Annotated in this window: 18 protein-coding genes; 13 read left to right on the top strand and 5 right to left on the bottom strand. The window is 68.0% G+C overall.

Going from position 1 to position 16,241, the window contains the following annotated elements:
• Positions 1-62: 62 nt before the first annotated feature.
• Complete coding sequence (locus R5O87_RS15620) at positions 63-1,427, bottom strand: MFS transporter (protein ID WP_410556278.1); 1,365 nt, start codon at positions 1,425-1,427, stop codon at positions 63-65.
• Between the two features lie 214 nt (positions 1,428-1,641).
• Here R5O87_RS15620 and R5O87_RS15615 point away from each other — a divergent pair, with 214 nt between their 5' ends.
• The 4 genes from R5O87_RS15615 to R5O87_RS15600 all read left to right on the top strand — a co-directional run bounded on the left by R5O87_RS15615 (position 1,642) and on the right by R5O87_RS15600 (position 4,109).
• Positions 1,642-2,385 carry a FadR/GntR family transcriptional regulator gene (locus tag R5O87_RS15615; protein WP_410556277.1) on the top strand — a complete coding sequence of 248 codons (744 nt, stop codon included), beginning with the start codon at positions 1,642-1,644 and terminating at the stop codon, positions 2,383-2,385.
• An 81-nt stretch (positions 2,386-2,466) separates the two neighbouring features.
• Complete coding sequence (locus R5O87_RS15610; RefSeq protein WP_410556276.1) at positions 2,467-2,691, top strand: sigma factor-like helix-turn-helix DNA-binding protein; 225 nt, start codon at positions 2,467-2,469, stop codon at positions 2,689-2,691.
• 130 nt (positions 2,692-2,821) lie between these two features.
• Positions 2,822-3,184 (top strand): cupin domain-containing protein, encoded by a 363-nt coding sequence (locus R5O87_RS15605; RefSeq protein WP_410556275.1) that lies wholly within the window; start codon positions 2,822-2,824, stop codon positions 3,182-3,184.
• A gap of 67 nt (positions 3,185-3,251) precedes the next feature.
• A complete protein-coding gene (locus tag R5O87_RS15600) occupies positions 3,252-4,109 on the top strand; it encodes a prephenate dehydratase (protein ID WP_410556274.1) in 858 nt (285 codons plus the stop codon).
• Here R5O87_RS15600 and R5O87_RS15595 read toward each other — a convergent pair.
• Positions 4,106-5,338: a benzoate/H(+) symporter BenE family transporter gene (locus tag R5O87_RS15595; protein ID WP_410556273.1), complete on the bottom strand. Its 1,233-nt coding sequence runs from the start codon at positions 5,336-5,338 to the stop codon at positions 4,106-4,108. The genes R5O87_RS15600 and R5O87_RS15595 overlap by 4 nt on opposite strands.
• Before the next feature lie 110 nt (positions 5,339-5,448).
• On the opposite strand from R5O87_RS15595, the gene R5O87_RS15590 reads away from it, so the two are divergent.
• The 4 genes from R5O87_RS15590 (at position 5,449) to R5O87_RS15575 (ending at position 8,731) form a co-directional block, all read left to right on the top strand.
• Positions 5,449-6,300 (top strand): Rieske (2Fe-2S) protein, encoded by an 852-nt coding sequence (locus R5O87_RS15590; protein WP_410556272.1) that lies wholly within the window; start codon positions 5,449-5,451, stop codon positions 6,298-6,300.
• A gap of 123 nt (positions 6,301-6,423) precedes the next feature.
• Positions 6,424-6,792: a YybH family protein gene (locus R5O87_RS15585; RefSeq protein ID WP_410556271.1), complete on the top strand. Its 369-nt coding sequence runs from the start codon at positions 6,424-6,426 to the stop codon at positions 6,790-6,792.
• Between the two features lie 132 nt (positions 6,793-6,924).
• Complete coding sequence (locus R5O87_RS15580; RefSeq protein WP_410556270.1) at positions 6,925-7,353, top strand: YciI family protein; 429 nt, start codon at positions 6,925-6,927, stop codon at positions 7,351-7,353.
• A gap of 118 nt (positions 7,354-7,471) precedes the next feature.
• Complete coding sequence (locus tag R5O87_RS15575) at positions 7,472-8,731, top strand: RNA polymerase sigma factor (RefSeq protein ID WP_410556310.1); 1,260 nt, start codon at positions 7,472-7,474, stop codon at positions 8,729-8,731.
• A 25-nt stretch (positions 8,732-8,756) separates the two neighbouring features.
• Here the strand turns inward: R5O87_RS15575 and R5O87_RS15570 are convergent, their stop codons facing one another.
• On the bottom strand, positions 8,757-9,311 hold the full coding sequence (locus R5O87_RS15570; RefSeq protein ID WP_410556269.1) for a cysteine hydrolase family protein: 555 nt from the start codon (positions 9,309-9,311) through the stop codon (positions 8,757-8,759).
• Between the two features lie 197 nt (positions 9,312-9,508).
• Between R5O87_RS15570 and R5O87_RS15565 the strand changes: the two genes are divergently transcribed.
• Positions 9,509-10,090, top strand: coding sequence for an adenylate kinase (locus tag R5O87_RS15565; RefSeq protein WP_410556268.1), 582 nt, complete (start codon positions 9,509-9,511; stop codon positions 10,088-10,090).
• A gap of 39 nt (positions 10,091-10,129) precedes the next feature.
• Here the strand turns inward: R5O87_RS15565 and R5O87_RS15560 are convergent, their stop codons facing one another.
• Both R5O87_RS15560 and R5O87_RS15555 read right to left on the bottom strand, forming a co-directional pair.
• Positions 10,130-10,798, bottom strand: coding sequence for a response regulator (locus tag R5O87_RS15560; protein WP_354255277.1), 669 nt, complete (start codon positions 10,796-10,798; stop codon positions 10,130-10,132).
• Positions 10,799-10,810: 12 nt separating this feature from the next.
• Complete coding sequence (locus R5O87_RS15555; protein ID WP_410556309.1) at positions 10,811-12,385, bottom strand: sensor histidine kinase; 1,575 nt, start codon at positions 12,383-12,385, stop codon at positions 10,811-10,813.
• A 231-nt stretch (positions 12,386-12,616) separates the two neighbouring features.
• Here R5O87_RS15555 and R5O87_RS15550 point away from each other — a divergent pair, with 231 nt between their 5' ends.
• Genes R5O87_RS15550 through R5O87_RS15535 form a run of 4 tightly spaced genes read left to right on the top strand, consistent with a single transcriptional unit; the run spans position 12,617 to position 16,220 of the window.
• Positions 12,617-13,627, top strand: coding sequence for a Bug family tripartite tricarboxylate transporter substrate binding protein (locus R5O87_RS15550; RefSeq protein WP_410556267.1), 1,011 nt, complete (start codon positions 12,617-12,619; stop codon positions 13,625-13,627).
• Positions 13,624-14,127: a tripartite tricarboxylate transporter TctB family protein gene (locus R5O87_RS15545; protein WP_410556266.1), complete on the top strand. Its 504-nt coding sequence runs from the start codon at positions 13,624-13,626 to the stop codon at positions 14,125-14,127. The genes R5O87_RS15550 and R5O87_RS15545 overlap by 4 nt, the downstream gene beginning before the upstream one ends.
• Positions 14,128-15,831, top strand: a complete 1,704-nt coding sequence (locus R5O87_RS15540) for a tripartite tricarboxylate transporter permease (RefSeq protein WP_410556264.1) — start codon at positions 14,128-14,130, stop codon at positions 15,829-15,831.
• On the top strand, positions 15,828-16,220 hold the full coding sequence (locus R5O87_RS15535; RefSeq protein ID WP_410556263.1) for a universal stress protein: 393 nt from the start codon (positions 15,828-15,830) through the stop codon (positions 16,218-16,220). Before R5O87_RS15540 ends, R5O87_RS15535 begins: the two co-directional genes overlap by 4 nt.
• Positions 16,221-16,241 lie beyond the last annotated feature (21 nt).

The following is a 16,241-nucleotide window of genomic DNA, read 5'->3' as shown; positions in this document are numbered from 1 at the left end:
TGCTGATGCAGGGGTTTGGGTGCGGGAGTGCCATCCGGCTTCGGAGGGCACTCCCGGGCCGGTCAGGGCTCGGAGTGGTGTCCGGCGCCTGTGGGGTCCAGCGCCTCGGCGGCGATGCCCTCGCTGACCTTGCCGGAGCGGCTGAGGGCCACCATCAGGATGCAGGACAGGAGCATGAAGCCGCCGACGACGAACATCGGGACGGTGTAGCTGCCGGTCCAGTCCTTGAGCCAGCCTGTGATGTAGCCGGCGCTGAAGCCTGCCAGGTTGCCCATGGTGTTGATCAGGGCGATGCCGGCCGCTGCGGCCGCACCGGTGAGGAACTGGGTGGGAACGGTCCAGAAGTTGGGCAGCGCCGCGAAGATGGACATGGCCGTGATGGTGATGACAGCGATGGTGGCTGCCGGGGACCCGGCGAACAGTGCCAGCGGGATGCTCAGTCCGCCCACCAGGGCAGGAACCGCGATGTGCCAGGTCTTGACGCCGCGCTTGGTGGCGTCCTTGGACCAGAAGTACAGGGCGAAGGCTGCCGGCAGGTACGGGATCGCGGTGATGAGCCCCTTCTGGAAGACATCGAACTTGGCGCCGTAGAGGCCTTCGAAGCCGGAGATGATGGTGGGCAGGAAGAAGCCGAGCGCGTAGAGGCCGTAGATGAAGCCGAAGTAGATCGCGGACAGGACCCAGACGCGGCCGTTCCCGAAGACGGTGCGGACGCTGACGTGCTTGTTGCTGGCGACGGTTTCGTTCTTTTCCTTCTCCAGGGCGCCGGTGAGCCAGGTCTTTTCCTCGGTGGTGAGCCACTTGGCCTTTGCCGGGGAGTCTGCCAGGTAGAACCAGGCGATGACGCCGATGATGATGGCGGGGAGCGCAACGCCGAAGAACATGACGCGCCAGCCGGCGAGGCCGAAGAGGCCGTGCTGCTGAATGAGGAGGCCGGCCAGCGGGGCACCGATGACGGTGGTCAGCGGCTGGGCCAGGTAGAAGAGGGCGAGGATCTTGCTGCGGTGCCGCGCCGGAACCCAGAGGCTCAGGAAGAGGATGGCGCCCGGGAAGAAGCCGGCCTCCGCCACACCGAGGATGAAGCGCAGGATGTAGAGCTGCTCAACGTTGCCAACCCAGGTGAACAGGAGCGAGACGATGCCCCAGCTGACCATGATGCGGGCCAGCCAGCGCCGGGCGCCGAACTTGTGCAGGGCCAGGTTGCTGGGGACCTCGAGCAGGATGTAGCCGATGAAGAAGACGCCGGAGGCGAAGCCGAACTGCGCCGCGCCGAGGGCCAGGTCCGTGTTCATGCCGTTGGGGCCGGCGAAGGAAATGGCCGTGCGGTCCAGGTAGTTGATGAAGAACATCAAAGCGACGAACGGCACCAGCCGGATCGCCACTTTCCTGATTGCAGATCTTTCGACCACCGATTGTGTGGTGTCCACATTGACTCCTAGATGTTGGTAGCCCCGGCCGCGTCATGCTCTGGATGCCTGGGGGTTTCTCTCAATGCCTTCCGCCGGAAGGAGACCGGCATCGGCTACGCGTTGTGAGATCAACCATACGGCCGGAAAGGTAAATTGGTCAACCGGTTGATGAATTTTCTTGCTTTGCGCCGTTGCGGCCGAAAATTGGTCAGCCGGTTGCTACCCTTTGAAGATGTCCGAAAACTCCGCAGCCGCTACGGCCAAGATCAGCGCCGCCCTGGGTCCCATGGAACAGGGATCGGTGGTGTCCGAGGTCGCGGAACGCCTGCTGGCCTACTTCACCAGCGGAGACATCGCAGCCGGCACCAGGCTTCCCGCCGAACGCACCCTCGCGGCATCCCTCGGCGTGGGACGCTCGGCGGTCCGCGAAGCACTGGCGGCCCTGGAAATCCTGGGCATCGTGATCGTGCGGCCGGGCTCCGGAACCTACCTGCGCGACGGCGTCTCGGAGCTGCTGCCCCGGACCCTGAGCTGGGGCCTCATGCTGGGCGCCCCCCGCACCCGCGAACTGGTTGAGCTCAGAAGCGGCCTCGAGGTGCAGGCCGCGCAGCTGGCCGCTGAACGCATCGACGATGCCGCCCTGGGCCGCATGCGCGAGAACCTGCAGACCATGGAAGACAACCTCGAGGACCTGGCCGCCTTTGTGGAGGCGGACGCCGCGTTCCACCGCGAGATCGCTGTCAGCTCGGGCAACCAGGTGCTTCGCGAGCTGCTGCAGAGCATCCGCTCGCTGCTCCGCATCTGGGTGGACCGGGCCCTGACCGACGAGGGCCATGCCGCGGCGGCGCTGAAGGAGCACCGCGAAATTTTCACCGCCCTCGAGGCGCACGATCCCGCTGCCGTCACCGCGACCATGCGTTCCCACATGCAGACTGCCACGCGGCGGCTGCTCGCGGGGTTCGACGCCGCCCAGTAGGGGGCAGGCCGCGGCGGGGCCGCCCCGTTTGGGGGTACCCGCCGTCAGGAATCCCGAAGGACGCCGCGCCAGCCTGTGTCCATGGTCAATGCCCAAAGCGACCCGGCGGGCTCCCGCGTCAGCGAGGCCCTGATGATGCTCGACATGGAGCAGCGCGACGTCCTGCTGGCCCTGCATTATGGCCGGCTCACCGTCGCCGAGGTGGCAACGCAGTTCGATATATCCCCGGCCCTGGTCAGCCACCGGGCACTCGCCGCCCTGCGCAGCCTGCGCCGGCTGCTGGATCAGGGCACACAGGCCCCGTAGCGCATCTGGTGCTTTGCGGTGGTTCTTGACATGCTGGCCGGGCAGGCCTACAACGTGGCGTAACAGGCAGCAGCATCTGCGTTCCAGGCCTTCACTCCGCAGTCAGGAATACCCGCAACAGGAGGTCAAAGTGGCAAGTCTCATCCGCAAGAGTTTCGACTCCCCCGAGGAGACCCGGCCGTTTGAGGACGGCAAGGGCCAGCTCCAGCTGGTCCACATGGAGGGCGGCGGCGTCGGCCGGGCCACCTTCGAGCCGGGCTGGCGCTGGTCACAGCACGTGAAGCCAATCGCGCAGACGGACAGCTGCCAGGCTGCCCACAAGGGATACTTCGTCTCCGGCCGGATGAAGGTGGTCATGGATGACGGCGAGGAGATGGAGTACGGGCCCGGCGATTTCGCCGTCATCCCGCCCGGCCACGATGCCTGGACGGTCGGCGATGAGGCCTGCGTGGTGATCGACTGGCAGGGGTTTGGCGACTACGCAAAGAAGTGAGCGGCACCGTTTAGGTTAAGCGGCACCGTTTGGATTGGCTGGCGCCGGGCGTGACATCATACGGAACATGGCCCAGAAAATTGCGTTCCAGGGTGAGCCCGGCGCCAACTCAGATATTGCCTGCAAGCAGATGTTCCCCCAACTGGAGAGCGTTCCCTGCGCCAGCTTCGAGGACGCCTTCGAACTGGTGTCCAGCGGTGAGACGGATCTGGCCATGATTCCGATCGAGAACTCCATTGCAGGCCGGGTGGCGGACATCCACCTGCTGCTGCCCCACTCGGGCCTGCAGATCGTGGGCGAGTTCTTCCTGCCCATCCACTTCGACCTGCTCGGCATCCCGGGCAGCACCATCGAGGGGGCCACCGAGGTCCACAGCCACATCCACGCCCTTGGCCAGTGCCGGAAGCTGATCCGCGAGGCCCGCCTCAAACCCGTGATCGCCGGCGATACCGCGGGGTCGGCCCGCGAGGTGCGCGACTGGAACGACCCCACCAAGCTCTCCCTCGCCCCGCCGCTGGCCGCCGAGCTCTACGGGCTGGAGGTCCTGGCATCAGCGGTCGAGGACGATCCTTCCAACACCACCCGCTTTGTGGTCCTGGCCCGGGAAACGGAACTGCCCTCCCGGGAAGCCCTGCCCGGACCGGCAGTCACCAGCTTCGTGTTCCGCGTGAGGAACGTCCCCTCCGCCCTTTACAAGGCCCTGGGCGGCTTCGCCACGAACGGCGTGAACATGACCCGGCTGGAAAGCTACATGGTGGGCAACGAGTTCGCCGCAACCATGTTCATGGTGGATGTCGAGGGGCACCCCGGGGACCTGTCGCTGAAGCTGGCCCTGGAGGAACTGGACTTCTTCACCACCGAGGTGTGGATCCTTGGCGTCTACCCGGCTGCCGAACACCGAACACAGCGGGCAGCCAGCAACTAACCCGCAGTTTTGCCCTGCGGCCCGTTCCGGACCTTGAGGACCGCCCGGACCAGGAGCCCTGCCAGCAGGGCCCAGAACGCTACCCCGATGCCCAGGAAGCTCAGCCCCGACGCGGCCACGAGGAAGGTCACCACGGCGCCCGTCCGCTCGGCCGGCTCTGCCAGCGCCGAGGCGGCGGACCCGGCAAGTGTGCCCAGCAGGGCGAGTCCGGCGACTGCCTCCAGCACCCCCGGCGGTGCCGCAGCCACCAGCGCAGCGAGCACGGCGGAGAAGGCGCCCAGGAGCAGGTAGGCCAGCCCTGACACGAAGCCGGCCACCCAGCGCCGGCCGCGGTCTGCGCCAGCTTCCTCCCCGGCGGCCAAGGCGGCGCTGAGCGCGGCAAGGTTGATGGCGTGGCCGCCGAACGGCGCCGCCAGCAGCGTGCCGGCACCGGTGACCAGCATGGAAGCCCGCCACGGAGCCCGGTAACCGAAGGACCCCAGCACCGCCACGCCGGGAACGTTCTGGGATGCCATGGTGACGATGTACAGCGGCAGGGCGATCCCCGCCACCGCGCCCAGCGACCAGGAAGGCGCGGTCCACTCCATCACCGGCAGCAGGCCGTCCGCGAGCACGGCCCGTCCGTCAACAACCAGCTGGACCACGATGCCGGCGAGCGCCACGGCCAGCGCGCCGGGTACCGACCAGCGGGGCGCTAACCGTGACAGCACGAGCCAGCAGAGCAGGACCGGGACCACCAGCAGCGGGGCGGTCTGCAAAGACTCCACCGGGGCAAGGCACAACGGCAGCAGGACTCCCGCCAGCATTGCCTGCGCCAGGGGCGTGGGGATGCTGCTGACCAGTCTGCCGAGGGGGCGGACCAGCCCCGTCACGGCGATCAGAACCCCGGTCACCAGGAAGGCGCCGACGGCGGCCGGCCATCCGCCGTCGGGCAATCCGGCAACGGCCAGCAGGGCGGCGCCCGGCGTTGACCAGGCGAGGGTCACCGGAAGCCTGCTGTGCCAGGCGAGGAGCACGACGCCGGCGCCCACCACCAGGCAGAGGGCCAGCAGGCCGCTCGACGCCTGCTGCGGGCTGGCCCCCACGGCACGAAGGCCGGAGAGGACCACGGCGAAGGTCGAGGTGAAGCCAACGAGCGCCGTCACTATGCCGGCCATGACCGGCCTCATCAGCCCCTCGGAAACGGTGGCAGCGGGGTCGAGGGATGTTCTGGGTGAAGACAGCGGCATGTGAAAGTACGTTACCGGAGACTGCCCTGCCGGGACCTTGTCATCGTGTCCACCGCGATGCAGACTGTGGTGGACCACCTGCCCTGTCTGCCAGGCCGAAGGAGTCCGCCATGAATCCGCTGCATGCGTTAGTTGATGCGATTGAACACTTCGACCGGCTGGACGGGGTGGCGTCCGCCATCTCCAAGGCAGTCGGAGAAGCCGTGCAGCCACGGCCTGTCCGCAACGCCCTCAGCGGCACATCGCTGGGCCACCCGCTGCATCCGGTCCTGACCGACTTCCCCATCGGGGCCTGGACCATGGCAACTGTCCTGGACGCCGTGGGAGGGCCCGCCTCGGAACCGGCCGCGGACATCCTGGTCGCCGTCGGAATCGCAACGGCGGTCCCCACCGCGGCCGCCGGCCTCAACGACTGGTCCGACACACAGGGAAAGTCACGGCGGGTGGGCCTGGTCCACGCGGTGTCCAACGGAACGGCACTGTGCCTGTTTTCGTGCTCGGCCGTGGCCCGCGCCTCGGGCAGCCGGACCGTCGGAAAGAGACTTGGACTGGCCGGTTTCGGCGTCCTGATGTTTGGCGGCTTCCTGGGCGGCCACCTCACTTTCAGCAACGCGGTCAACGTCAACAAGACGGCAGGCAGGACCGGCCCGAAGAACTGGACGCCAGTGCTTGCGGAGTCCGAACTCCCGGACGGGGCGCACCGGAAGGTGGACGCGGGCAAGGTCTCGCTCCTGCTGTACCGCTCCGGGTCCGGAATCCAGGCCCTGGACAGCGTGTGCAGCCATATGGGCGGTCCGCTCGAGGAGGGAACAATCGCCCATGGCTGCGTCACCTGCCCCTGGCACGGCAGCACATTCCGGCTCGGGGACGGCCACATCGTCCGCGGGCCGGCAACGACGCCCCAGCCAAGCTACGAAGCCAGGGTGAATGAGGGCCAGGTTGAGGTCCGCCGGCGGGGCTAGAAGACGCGGCTGGAAGGCCAGTCCGGTACGCCCGCAGGCGGCGCGCAGTTTGCCTCTGGCGTCCACACCCGGCGGCTGATAGATTGCCCACCTCAGACCGGCAGGAGTCCTGGGGAGGGCACCGTGGGAATTACCGATCCGCATGCCATGCACATGGCCTGGGCTGCTCGTTTCAATGCCAGGGACGTCGACGGGATGCTGGAACTCTTCGAGCCGGATGCGGTGTTTGTTCCCCAGCCGGGCATGCCCACAACCGGCGAAGACAGCGTCAACGCCATGATGGGGTTCCTCCAGGCTGGGCTGCCCGTCAGGATGACTACCCGCCATGTCTACGTCCTCGGCGACATTGCCCTCGCCATCGCCGAATGGGCCATCAAGGGCACCGCGGCCGACGGCAGCAACCTGGACCTCCAGGGCACGACGGCCGACGTCCTGCGCAAAGGACGCGAGGGCTGGAAGTTCGCCATCGACAACCCCTTCGGCACCGCCTGAAGCGCGCCTTGAGGCGCTGCCTGAACCCCCGCCAAAAAAATTTTTCCGGCTGCCTGTCGATTTCCGCAAGACCCGTTCGACGGGATAGTAGACGGACGCACACGGCGTCCACGTCAAGGCAAGGAGAGAACCATGAAGTACATGTTCATCATGCGCGCCACGGACGAAGCCATCGAAGCGTCCAAGCAGGTTCCGTTCGAGGAGATCCTCAACCAGATGGGCGCCTACAACGAACAGCTGATCAAGGCCGGCGTCATGCTCGCCGGCGAAGGTCTGACCGATCTGTCCGAGGGCTCGGCCTTCGTGGTCAATTTCGACGAGGATCCCCCGGTGGTGACGGACGGCCCCTACGGCGAAACGCATGAGCTGTTCAACGGCTTCTGGATTGTCCAGGTGACCTCCAAGGAAGAGGCCAAGGAGTGGGCGAGCCGCTGCCCGCTGGGTCCCGGCTCGAAGCTTGAGGTCCGCCGGATAGCCGAGGCCGACGATTTCGCCGACTTCGCGGACAACGAGTACATCAAGAAGGAAGCGGCCTGGCGCCAGGAACTGAACCAGCCCTGAGCTCCGGCCGGCAGGAATGGAGCAGGCGGTGAATGAGGGACCGGTGGGTGCGGAGGCCGCGGGCCAGGCAGAGGTGGGCCAGGCAGACGCGGGCCAGGCAGAGGTGGGCCAGGCAGACGTGGGCCAGGAGGCGGCGGCCGCGGTCCGGCGCCGGATTGATGCCCTGTGGCGCATCGAGGGTGCCCGCATCGTCGCGGCCCTCGCCCGTGCCACCCGGGACGTGGGCTTCGCCGAAGACCTGGCCCAGGAAGCCCTGGCCGAGGCCCTGGTCCAGTGGCCGAAGTCCGGGACGCCGGACAATCCTGCCGCCTGGCTCACGGCCGTCGCCAAGCGCAAGGCCATCGATGCGTGGCGCCGGTCCGAGCGGCTCGAGGAGCGCTACCGGGCCATGGCCCGGGACCTGGAAGACGACGACGGCGTGCCCTGGGTTCCGCTGGAGGACGACGTGCTCAGGCTCGTGTTCACCGCCTGCCACCCGGTCCTCTCCTGGGAGGCCCAGATGGCCCTGACGCTGCGAGTGGTGGGCGGCCTCACCGCCGAGGAGATCGCCAGGCTGTTCCTGGTTCCGGTCGCCACCGTGCAGCAGCGCATCGTGCGCGCCAAGAAAACGCTCGCGGCGGCCCGGGTGCCTTTCGAGGTTCCCGAGCCCAACGAGTGGGGAGCCAGGCTGGGAGCAGTCCTCGGCGTCGTCTATCTGATGTTCACGGAAGGCTACGCCGCCACCACGGGGGACGCGTGGATTCGGCCCGCCCTGGCCAACGAGGCCCTGCGGATCGGGCGCATCCTGGCCGGGCTGGTCCCCCGCGAACCCGAGGCCCACGGGCTGGTGGCCCTGATGGAGTTCCAGGCCTCCCGCTTCCCGGCCCGCACCATGCCCGACGGGTCCCCGGTCCTGCTGGCCGACCAGGACCGGACCCGGTGGGACCGTGCCCAGATCGGCCGCGGCCGTGCCGCGCTGCGCCGCTGCGACGCGCTGGGGCGGGGCCGCGGCAACTACGCGCTGCAGGCCGCGATCGCCGAATGCCACTCCGTGGCGCCCAGCGTGGACGGCACCGACTGGCAGCGGATCGTGCTGCTCTATGAGGCGCTGGGCAGGATCGCACCCAGCCCCGTGGTGGAGCTGAACCGGGCCGTGGCCGTATCCATGGCCACCGGGCCGGCGGCCGCGCTGGCCATCGTGGACAGCCTCGCCTCCGGAGGTGCCCTGCGCGGAACGCATCTGCTGCCCAGCGTCCGCGGCGAACTGCTGGTCCGGCTCGGGCGGGCCGGGGAGGCGCGCTCCGAATTCATCATGGCAGCCGGACTGGCCAGGAACCAGCGCACGCGGGAGGTCCTGGAGGAACGCGCCGCGGCTATATCGCCGGCGCCCGGCACGTAGCCGTTGCCTTCCGGCTCGGCCCGGATCAGCCGCCGAAGGTGACGTCCTTGGTCTCCGCCACCCCGGCGGTCCGGCCTGGGCCTGCATGGTATTTCCAGTAGAGGTTCGTGTGCGCAATGACCTGGTCCGGCGGCGGGGCACCCCATTCGGTCAGGTCCTCCGTGGTGTGCGCGTCGCTGACCAGCGTCACGTCGTAGCCGCGGACGAACGCCCCGTGGATGGTGGACCTGATGCATTCGTCCGTCTGCGCTCCGGCGACCATCAGCCAGCCCACCGCAGCGGCGGCCAGCACCTGCTCCAGATCGGTGCCGTCAAAGGCGTCGCTGAACGACTTGTGCACCACCGGTTCCTGCTCGCGGCGGCCCAGCTCGGGCACGTATTCCCAGGCCTCGCTGCCCTTCTCCAGCCGGTCGTCTGAATGCTGCACCCAGACAACCGGGACCCCGGCTGCGCGTGCCCGGTCCACCAGCGCGGCGATGTTGGCCACCACGGCGTCCCGCTGGTGCGCCTCGGCCACCACCCCCTTCTGCATGTCCAGCACCAGCAGGGCGGTGTTGGGCCGGTCCGGAAGCGTGGTCATGATGGTCTCGGCGTGGTCATGATGGGCTCCTAGGCCGGAGGGTAGGGCCGGCGCGTTTGGTCCGGCGGGTTTGGGCCGGCGGGTTGGTGGAACCCAGCCTAGGAGCCGCCACTGCCGTTGTGAACACCCATTGCAGGCGGCGGGCGCGGGCGGAAGAATGGGCCTAGCGTGCTTTCTCGGCAGATCGGACCAAAAGCATGACCCGCATCCTGCTCATCGGCCCGCCCGGCTCGGGCAAAGGTACCCAGGCGCGGCGGCTCAGCGGACAGCTGCACATCCCGGAGATCTCCACCGGGGACATGTTCCGCAGCCATCTGGCCAACGGTTCGCCACTGGGCCGGGAAATCAAGGAATTCCTCGACGCCGGCAACCTCGTCCCGGACAACCTCACCACGGCCATGCTGCGGGAGCGGCTGCAGGAACGGGATGCGAGGGACGGCTTCCTGCTGGACGGTTATCCGCGCACCGTGAGCCAGATGGACGACCTCGACGGCATCCTCGACGCGGCCGGGACCAGGCTGGATGCCGTGGTGGAAATTACCGCCCACGACGACGAGATAGTGCGGCGGCTGCTGCTCCGCTCCGACGCCGAAGGACGGAGCGATGATACCGAGGACGTCATCCGCCACCGCCTGGAGCTGTACCGGCAGGAAACCGAGCCCGTCATCGAACGCTACGGCCGGCGCGCCCTGCTGGTCAGCGTTGACGGCACGGCGGACATGGATGCCGTCACCGTCAGCGCACTGCAAGGCATCGACGCCGTCCGTGCCCAGCCCTAGAAGACCAAGCCCAAAGAACGCCCCAAATCACCGGGCCGGTCAGCCCGCCTTCCACACATATCGCCGCTCGGGACGTCCGACGCCGTACTTGAGTGTCACGTCCACCAGCCCCTCGTCGTTGAGGTACTCGAGATAGCGCCGGGCGCTGACGCGCGACGTCCCCACCTGCTCAGCCAGTTCCGCGGCCGACACGTCGCCGCCGCCGGCGCGCAGCGCCTTCTCCACCAGCTGCAGCGTCTCGGCGCTGCAGCCTTTCGGCAGCGGCCGGTCCGCGCGTTCCAGCCCAAAGACGCGGTTGACGTCCGACTGCTCCGCCACGTCCTTGGACGAGTCGAGGCTCTGGTAGGTGTTGCGGTAGTGCTCCAGCCGTTCCTGCAGGTCGGTCTGGGAAAACGGCTTGATCAGGTAGTGCACAATCCCGCCGCGGAGCGCCTTCCGGACGGTCTCCACCTCGCGCGCTGCGCTGATCACCAGCACATCCAGCTCCGGCGCCACGTCCCGCAGCTGGTGCATCAGGTCCAGGCCGTTGACGTCGGGCAGGTGGATGTCCAGCAGCACCAGGTCCGGCTGCAGCCGCGCGGTCTCGAGCACCGCCTGCGCGCCCGTGTGGGCGACCCCGACGACGGCGAACCCCGGCGTGCGCTGGATAAAGCCGGCGTGGACTTTGGCCACCATGAAGTCGTCGTCGACGATCAGTACGTTGATCAAGGCTGCTCCTCTTTAAGCATCAGCGGTTTTGCGCGTCAGCAGTGCCGTAAACACCGCACCGTGGTCGTTCCGGACGGTCAGCCGCCCGCCGCGGCGCTGGCAGACCACCCTGGCGAGGGCCAGGCCATAGCCGCGGCCGCCGTCGGGCGAATTCTTGGTACTGAACCCCTGCCGGAAAATGTCGTCCATGACCTCCACCGGGACCCCCGGTCCCGAGTCCCGCACGTCAACCCGCACGCCGCCGTCGTCCTCCCCGATCAGTACCTCCACTTTCGCGGCGGAGGTGTTGGTGACGGCGTCCAGCGCGTTGTCCACCAGGTTGCCCACCACGGTGGTCAGGTCACGGGACAGTTCCTCATCCACCTTGCCGAGCCGGGATTCCTCGGCGAGCTGCAGGGACACCCCGCGCTCGGCGGCGAGGCTCGACTTGGCAATGAGCAGCGCGGCGAGGGCGGGATCCTCAATCCTGCTGGTCACGTCGTCGTTCAGGCGGGTCCGGTTCGAGGTGGTGCCGTTGACGAACTGGACGACGGCGTCATACTCGCCGATCTGGATCAGGCCCGAAATCGTGTGCAGCTGGTTGGCGAACTCGTGTGCCTGCGCCCGGAGTGTGTCGGTAGCCGTCCGCGTCGTGCCGAGCTCCCGTTCCAGGGATGCCAGCTCCGTCCTGTCACGCAGGGTGGTGACGGAGCCGATCACCCGTCCGTGCGAGCGCATCGGCATCCGGTTCAGCACCACCAGCTTCTCCCCCACCAGGACCAGCCGGTCCGGGCCGGGCTGGTCCTCGGTGAGGACCTCGCGCAGCATCGGCGGGACCGCGAGGCTCCCGAGGTCCTTGCCCACGCAGTCGTGCGGGAGGCCGAGCAGGCTCCGTGCGCTGTCGTTGACCACCGTGATCCGCTGCTGCGGGTCCAGCCCCACCACGCCTTCCTTGAGCCCGTGCAGCATCGCCTCCCGGTTCTCCACGAGGCCGGTGATCTCGTCCGGCTCCATGCCCAGCGTCTGGCGTTTGACGCGGCGGGCCAGCAGGAGCGAACCGGCCACGCCCAGGACGCTTGCCACGCCCAGATAGGTGAGCAGGTTGGGGACCGCGTCGCCCAGTCGCTCCAGCACGGACGGGAAGTTCCTGCCCACCACGGCGATGCCCACCATCTTCCCGGCGTCGTCCAGCACCGGCACGTGGGCCACAACGGCTTCGCCGGTTCCGGTCCCGACCACCCCGGTCCACGCCCGTCCGGACATTACCGCGCTGTCGCCGAGTTCCAGCTGGCGGCCCTCCTGGGACGGGTCCGACGACGTCACCACCGTCCGGTTGGCCCGGGCCAGCGCCACCTGGGAGGACCCGGAAATCGTGCGCACCGCCTCGGACACCGAGGGGAGAACGGAGTTGCCTTGGGGCTGGGCATCCGGCAGCAGGCTCCGGACGGCCGGGTTCGCGGCCAGCGTCTCCGCTGCCGAGAGGGCACGGCGGCCCTCAACTCGTTCAAACGCTGCCGCCGACTGTGCAAGCGAGATCGCCACCACGGCCACCAGCACGGCCAGCACGATCAGGAGCTGCAACCGAAGATACTGCCCCGCAAGGGACATTCCTCGCCGTCGAGTCATGTGCTGCTGTTCTTCCTGTGGGTCCGCGGGTGGGGTGAACTATACCTGACACGGTACCGGGCCTGGCCCTTCGTTTGTTGCCCTGTTGGAGTGCGGAAACGTGAACGAAATGAACTTAACTTTCTCTGCTTACACAAGAGTGAGCCCCGTCACGTTGGGCCCTAGCATCGGAAGCACCCCGATCAAACGGATCAAAACGAGAAGAGGAACAACATGCGCGGAATGAGCGCACTGCGCGTGGCCGCAGTAGCCGCAGGCATTGCCCTGATGGCGTCCGGCTGCGGAGCGACCGGCAAGACTGCCGCAGGCCCCTCCACGAGCGGAGCCAGCGTTGCCCCGCTTACCGGGCTGCGGATCATGGTGCCGAACACTGCCGGCGGCGGCTACGACACCACCGCCCGCGCAGCGGCGAAGGTTCTCGACGAGGAGAAGCTCGCCCCGAACACGGAGGTCTTCAACCTCGCCGGCGCCGGCGGTACGGTCGGCCTGGCGCGCGTCGTGAACGAAAAGGGCAACGGCGACCTGGCCATGCTCATGGGCCTGGGCGTCGTGGGCGCCAGCTACACGAACAAGTCCGAGTCGAAGCTGACCGACACCACACCGCTGGCCCGGCTCATCGAAGAGCCCGGCGCCATCATGGTGTCGAAGGACTCCCCCTACAAGACCATCGACGATCTGGTAAACGCCTGGAAGAAGGACCCCTCCAAGGTCAGCGTCGGCGGCGGCTCCTCGCCCGGCGGCCCGGACCACCTCCTGCCCATGCAGCTCGCAGGCGCAGTGGGCATCGACGCCACCAAGGTCAACTTCGTTTCCTACGACGGCGGCGGCGACCTGCTCCCGGCAATCATCGGCAACAAGCTCGGCTTCGCGGCCTCCGGCGCCGGTGAATACCTGCAGCAGATCAAGTCCGGAGATGTTCGTGTCCTGGCCACGAGCGGCGAGAAGCGGCTGGAAGGCGTGGACGCCCCCACTCTCAAGGAAGCCGGCATCGACCTGGTCTTCACCAACTGGCGCGGCATCGTGGCACCTCCGGGCATCAGTGACGCCGACCGTGACGCGCTGATCGCCACCTTGGAGAAGATGCACGAGTCGGCAGCCTGGAAGGAAGCCCTGAAGACGCACAGCTGGACCGACGCCTTCATCACCGGTGACGAGTTCAAGACCTTCCTCACCGAACAGGACAAGCGCGTTGCCGACGTGCTGACGAAGCTCGGCCTGGCGTGACCTCTCTGTCCACCCGCCTTAAAGGCCGCTCCGAGCTGGGCGTTGCAGCCCTGCTCGGGGCGGTCGGCGCCCTGGTCCTCCTGGACGCAGCGCGCCTGGTTGTGCCCTACTCCCAGTCAGACCCGGTGGGCCCCAAGACCCTGCCCATGATCGTGGGAGCACTCCTGCTGGTCTGCGCCGTGATGCTGGCAGTGAACGTTTTGCGCGGCGGCCGCGGCGAGGCCGAGGCCGGCGAGGACGTCGACCTGACCCACCCCGCCGACTGGAAGACCGTCCTCCCGCTGGCCGGTGCCTTCATCGCCAACATCCTGCTCATCGACTGGGCCGGCTGGGTCATCTCCGGAACGGTGCTCTTCTGGGGCAGCGTCTGGGCCCTCGGAAGCCGCCACTACGTCCGCGACGGACTGATCTCCCTGGCGCTCTCGCTGCTGACCTTCTACGGCTTCTACCTCGGCCTTGGCATCGCACTTCCCGCCGGGCTCCTTGAAGGGATTCTCTAGATGGACATCTGGTCCTCACTCATGGACGGGTTCGCTACGGCGCTGACCCCCATGAACCTCCTGTACGCCTTCATCGGCGTCCTGCTGGGCACCGCCGTCGGCGTGCTGCCCGGCATCGGCCCGGCCATGACCGTGGCCCTGCTGCTCCCCGTGACAACCGTCCTGGAACCCACCAGCGCATTCATCATGTTCGCGGGCATCTACTACGGCGGCATGTACGGCGGTTCGACGACGTCGATCCTGCTCAACACTCCCGGCGAATCGTCCTCGGTGATCACGGCTATCGAAGGCAACAAGATGGCGAAGGCGGGCAAGGCCGCCCAGGCCCTCGCGACTGCGGCCATCGGTTCGTTCGTCGCCGGCACCATCGGCACCACCCTTCTGGTGGTCTTCGCACCGATCGTCGTCCAGTTCGCCGTCAGCCTCGGTTCGCCGAGCTACTTCGCCATCATGATGCTGGCACTGTTGGCAGTCACCGCGGTCCTGGGCGCCTCACGGCTCCGCGGCTTCGCTTCCCTCGGCCTCGGCCTGGCCATCGGCCTGGTGGGCATCGACTCCGTGACAGGCCAGCGTCGCCTGACCTTCGGCCAGCCCCTGCTGGCTGACGGCCTCGACGTCGTCGTTGTCGCGGTGGCGATTTTCGCCGTCGGTGAGGCCCTCTGGGTCGCGGCGCACCTGCGCCGCACACCGCTGCAGATCATTCCCGTCGGCCGGCCCTGGATGGGCAAGCAGGACTGGAAGCGGTCCTGGAAGCCATGGCTGCGCGGCACCGTCTTCGGATTCCCCTTCGGCGCACTGCCTGCCGGCGGCGCCGAGATCCCCACGTTCCTCTCCTACGTCACCGAGAAGCGGCTTTCCAAGCACCCGGAGGAGTTCGGCAAGGGCGCCATCGAGGGCGTCGCCGGACCCGAGGCGGCCAACAACGCCGCCGCCGCCGGCACGCTGACCCCGATGCTGGCCCTGGGCCTGCCGACCAACGCCACGGCCGCCGTCATGCTCGCCGCCTTCGTGCAGTTCGGCATCCAGCCCGGTCCGCTGCTGTTCCAGAACGAAGGACCCCTGGTCTGGGCGCTGATCGCCAGCCTCTTCATCGGCAACACGCTGCTGCTGCTGGTCAACCTGCCCCTGGCACCCGTGTGGGCGAAGCTGCTCCGCCTGCCCCGGCCCTACCTGTACGCCGGCATCCTGTTCTTCGCCACGCTGGGCGCCTACGCAGTGAACCTGCAGGCCTTCGACCTGGCGATCCTGCTGGTCCTCGGCGGGCTCGGCTTCATGATGCGCCGGTACGGCCTGCCCGTCCTGCCGCTGATCCTCGGCCTCATCCTCGGGCCGCGCGCCGAAGGCCAGCTGCGGAAGACCCTGCAGCTGAGCGCGGGCGACGTCTCCGGCCTCTGGAGCGAGCCGATCGCCGTCGTCGTCTACATCATCATTGCCGTGGTCCTGGCGTGGCCGCTCCTGGCAAAGCTGTGGCGCCGCCTCCGTCCGCGGCCTGCCGGGCTGGCCATGGCCGGTGGGCCTGCGGTTGATGGCCCGGCTGCGGGACCTGCCGCCGCGCCCTCTGCTGAGCCGTCCGAAGCCGGATCCTATCTTTCACCCGCTGTTGAGGCACCTGCTGCTGTGCGGCCTGCTGCCGAGCGACGTGCTGATGCCGGCCGCCGCGGGGCGGACGCCACCCACGCCAACCACGGACAGGAGAACCCGTGAGCATCATTGTCGGTTACGTCCCCACGGCCGAGGGCACAGCTGCCCTGGACCGGGCCATCACCGAGGCGCACAAGAGCCAAATGCGGCTGGTCATCATCAACTCGTCCCGGGGAGACGCCATCGTGGACAAGCGGTACGCCCAGGCCGCGGACATCAATGAGGTGACCCAACGGCTGGAGCAGGAAGGGATTGAGCACCTGGTGCTGCAGCCGGTGCGCGGCAACGACGCGGCCAACGAGGTGCTGGATGCCGCCGAGAAGTACCGGGCCGAACTCATTGTGATCGGCCTCCGGAAGCGGACCCCGGTGGGGAAGCTGATCATGGGCAGCACGGCCCAGCAGATTCTGCTGGAGGCGTCCTGCCCGGTGCTGGCCGTCAAAGCCAGCTAGCCTCAGGAGGTAGGGGCCTGC

The sequence above is a fragment of the Arthrobacter globiformis genome (assembly GCF_046536215.2).
Lineage (GTDB): Bacteria > Actinomycetota > Actinomycetes > Actinomycetales > Micrococcaceae > Arthrobacter > Arthrobacter globiformis_E.
The sequence above is the reverse complement of the archived record's forward strand: the minus strand, read 5'-3'. Positions and strand labels throughout refer to the sequence as shown.

Bases quoted from the DNA above. Each gene is read 5' to 3' on its own strand.
- R5O87_RS15615 (WP_410556277.1), top strand. From the start codon at position 1,642: ATGTCCGAAAACTCCGCAGCCGCTACGGCCAAGATCAGCGCCGCCCTG.
- R5O87_RS15610 (WP_410556276.1), top strand. From the start codon at position 2,467: ATGGTCAATGCCCAAAGCGACCCGGCGGGCTCCCGCGTCAGCGAGGCC.
- R5O87_RS15600 (WP_410556274.1), top strand. From the start codon at position 3,252: ATGGCCCAGAAAATTGCGTTCCAGGGTGAGCCCGGCGCCAACTCAGAT.
- R5O87_RS15595 (WP_410556273.1), bottom strand. From the start codon at position 5,338: ATGCCGCTGTCTTCACCCAGAACATCCCTCGACCCCGCTGCCACCGTT.
- R5O87_RS15590 (WP_410556272.1), top strand. From the start codon at position 5,449: ATGAATCCGCTGCATGCGTTAGTTGATGCGATTGAACACTTCGACCGG.
- R5O87_RS15580 (WP_410556270.1), top strand. From the start codon at position 6,925: ATGAAGTACATGTTCATCATGCGCGCCACGGACGAAGCCATCGAAGCG.
- R5O87_RS15570 (WP_410556269.1), bottom strand. From the start codon at position 9,311: ATGACCACGCTTCCGGACCGGCCCAACACCGCCCTGCTGGTGCTGGAC.
- R5O87_RS15565 (WP_410556268.1), top strand. From the start codon at position 9,509: ATGACCCGCATCCTGCTCATCGGCCCGCCCGGCTCGGGCAAAGGTACC.
- R5O87_RS15555 (WP_410556309.1), bottom strand. From the start codon at position 12,385: ATGTCCCTTGCGGGGCAGTATCTTCGGTTGCAGCTCCTGATCGTGCTG.
- R5O87_RS15550 (WP_410556267.1), top strand. From the start codon at position 12,617: ATGCGCGGAATGAGCGCACTGCGCGTGGCCGCAGTAGCCGCAGGCATT.
- R5O87_RS15540 (WP_410556264.1), top strand. From the start codon at position 14,128: ATGGACATCTGGTCCTCACTCATGGACGGGTTCGCTACGGCGCTGACC.